The sequence below is a fragment of the uncultured Lamprocystis sp. genome, assembly GCF_903933125.1.
Taxonomy (GTDB): Bacteria; Pseudomonadota; Gammaproteobacteria; order Chromatiales; family Chromatiaceae; genus Thiodictyon.
Genome location: NZ_CAIZIZ010000031.1, coordinates 1 through 2377, shown reverse-complemented (window position 1 = coordinate 2377; position 2377 = coordinate 1). Strand labels below are relative to the sequence as shown.

5 protein-coding genes are annotated in these 2377 nt (G+C 60.2%); all 5 read left to right on the top strand.

Going from position 1 to position 2377, the window contains the following annotated elements; genetic code table 11:
* The first annotated feature begins 200 nt into the window (after positions 1-200).
* The 5 genes from QZY03_RS01415 (at position 201) to QZY03_RS01395 (ending at position 2324) form a co-directional block, all read left to right on the top strand.
* Entirely contained in the window at positions 201-1175 is a 975-nt protein-coding gene (locus tag QZY03_RS01415) for an Rpn family recombination-promoting nuclease/putative transposase (RefSeq protein ID WP_295577489.1), read from the top strand.
* 251 nt (positions 1176-1426) lie between these two features.
* Positions 1427-1678: a type II toxin-antitoxin system ParD family antitoxin gene (locus QZY03_RS01410; RefSeq protein WP_295577487.1), complete on the top strand. Its 252-nt coding sequence runs from the start codon at positions 1427-1429 to the stop codon at positions 1676-1678.
* A complete protein-coding gene (locus tag QZY03_RS01405) occupies positions 1671-1853 on the top strand; it encodes a type II toxin-antitoxin system RelE/ParE family toxin (RefSeq protein ID WP_295577485.1) in 183 nt (60 codons plus the stop codon). Before QZY03_RS01410 ends, QZY03_RS01405 begins: the two co-directional genes overlap by 8 nt.
* A 38-nt stretch (positions 1854-1891) precedes the next feature.
* Complete coding sequence (locus QZY03_RS01400; RefSeq protein ID WP_295577483.1) at positions 1892-2065, top strand: BrnT family toxin; 174 nt, start codon at positions 1892-1894, stop codon at positions 2063-2065.
* Between the two features lie 85 nt (positions 2066-2150).
* Positions 2151-2324: a hypothetical protein gene (locus QZY03_RS01395; RefSeq protein ID WP_295577480.1), complete on the top strand. Its 174-nt coding sequence runs from the start codon at positions 2151-2153 to the stop codon at positions 2322-2324.
* The last annotated feature ends 53 nt before the right edge of the window (positions 2325-2377 follow it).

The following is a 2377-nucleotide window of genomic DNA, read 5'->3' as shown; positions in this document are numbered from 1 at the left end:
GCACGGCAGCGCCCGTTATCGTGGAAACCTGTTTCTTTCTGGACGCATCCGGAAAAACCGCGTTATTGAGCTGGATCGCGCAGGGAGGGTTGGCAGTCGCGGATATCCCTGTGAGCTGAGCCGTCGGTGCCTCCCGCCGGGCGCGGTGCCCCGGAACCGCGTCCCTTGTCGCATCGGCCACGCCTGCCTACACTGCCACCATGCGCCATCCGATCGATCCCAAGGTTGACTGCGTCTTCAAGGCCCTGCTGGGGGCGGAGTCCAATCGTGACCTGCTGATCCATTTCCTCAACGCCATCCTCGGCGCGGAGCTGCCTCGGCCCATCACCGCGGTGGAGATCCAGAACCCCTATAACGAAAAGGAATTTCTCGACGACAAGCTCACGGTGGTCGACGTCAAGGCCCGCGACGCGACCGGACAGTTGTATCAGGTTGAGATCCAACTCCTCAATCACCGCGACCTGCCGGCGCGCATCCTCTACGGTTGGGCCGATCTCTACAGCGCGCAGATCAAGGAGGGCGAGAGCTACCGCAAGCTGCGCCCCACCTATGCGATCTGGCTGCTGGGTCAAACCCTGTTGGCGGATGACCCGGACTATGCCCATGAATTCCGGCTGCGCGACCCGTACGGTCGCGTCTTTCTGGACCATGGCGGCATCTGGCTGCTGGAACTGAGCAAATTCGCCGCCGACGCGGTCGAAACCGAGCAGCAGCGGTGGCTGAAATTCTTCACCGAGGCGGAGCGCCTGGACGCGGACGCCCTGCCGGCCTGGATGCAGACCCAAGAGATGAGGCGCGCCATGAACACACTGAAAGCATTCTCCGAGAAAGAGCACGCCTACCATGCCTACCAGGCGCGGCAGGACTATCTGCGCGAACAGCAAAGCATCCAACTCGAATTCGATGACCTGCGCGCGGAGGTCGAGCAGGCGCGGGCGGAGGCGGAGCATGCGCGGGCGGACGCTGAGCACGAGCGAGCGGCAAAAGAGCAGGAGCGCGCGGCTAAGGAGCAAGCGCAGGCGGATGCGGAGCAGGAGCGGGCGGCAATAGCACAGGAGCGCGCGGCCAAGGAGCAAGAGCGGGCCGCCAAAGACGAAGCCTTGGCCGAGAACGAGCGGCTGAAACGCTTGCTCGCTGACAAGTCGGAACCGTCTGACCCCGAGCCGGGGCAGTGATCTCGGCCTGTGGTCAATTAGCGAGATAGAGACGCTTTGAATGGCTGGCAGAGGCACTGACGCCGGGATTCCGCAAACCTACTGATCTCTCGCTCAAGTTCGTGGGGATACCTCAGGGACAGATCACGGTTTCCTTTGGGTTGCTGGCCCCTTTCCCCTTTTCCCCCTAAGAAGGCGCGATCTCGTTCCGGATCGCTTCGGCCGGTGCTACCATGATCGGGTATTCTCAGGTCATCGAGGGAGTCTGCATCATGCTGGAAAACAGCAGCATTTTTCTGGACGACCACTTCAAGGGGTTCGTCGAGCGCCAAATCCGAAGCGGCCAGTACGGCTCCGCCAGCGAAGTTGTGCGCGCCAGCCTGCGACTGCTCGAGGAGCGCGAGCAAAAGCTCGAAGCCCTGCGCCAAGCGCTGATCGAAGGCGAGGCGAGCGGCGAGGACTCCCCGCTCGACATGGTCGAGATCTGCCGCGAAGCGCGCAGGGAAGCAGGCTTGGGTGTCTGAGATCGTCAACCGCCCGCGTGCCAAGCAAGATCTGAATTCGATCTTGCGCTACAGCTTCGAGCAATGGGGAGAGAAGCAGGCGGACAAGTATCTCGCCGAACTGGCCGCCGGGATCGCCCGGCTCGGCGGGAACCCTTTGCTCGGCAAGCCGCGCGATGACCTGCGCCCCGGCTAAACGACCGAAGAACCGCACTCGTAAAATCCACCGACGCTATGAAGTTTACTTGGGACATCAATAAAGCGGATCTCAACCGGAAGACGCATGAAGTCGAATTCGACGAGGCAACCACTGTTTTCGGCGATCCTTTAGCGGGAACTTTCCTAGATGCTGACCACTCCATTGGAGAGTTACGCCTTATTACCGTTGGTAAGTCATTGTCGGGGTAACTCTTAGTGGTTTCCCACACCGAGAATGCAACAGAAATTCGCATAATCAGTGCGAGACTTGCGACGACTCATGAGAGAAAAAAGTATGAATCCTGACGACTTACAAGACGAACTTCGGCCGGAATACGACTTTGATTTTTCCAAGGCTGTGCGGGGCAAGTATTACAAACAACATGCCTATCCGGTTGACTCAGGAAGACACCATGGGTGGTGTGCCGCGATGTCCGGCGTTCCCCTGCGCCGAAGCGTTCAGCTTTGATCGCCGCCTTCGCCGAATCCCGAAGGCTCTGGGGTCGAAACCCACTAAGTCAT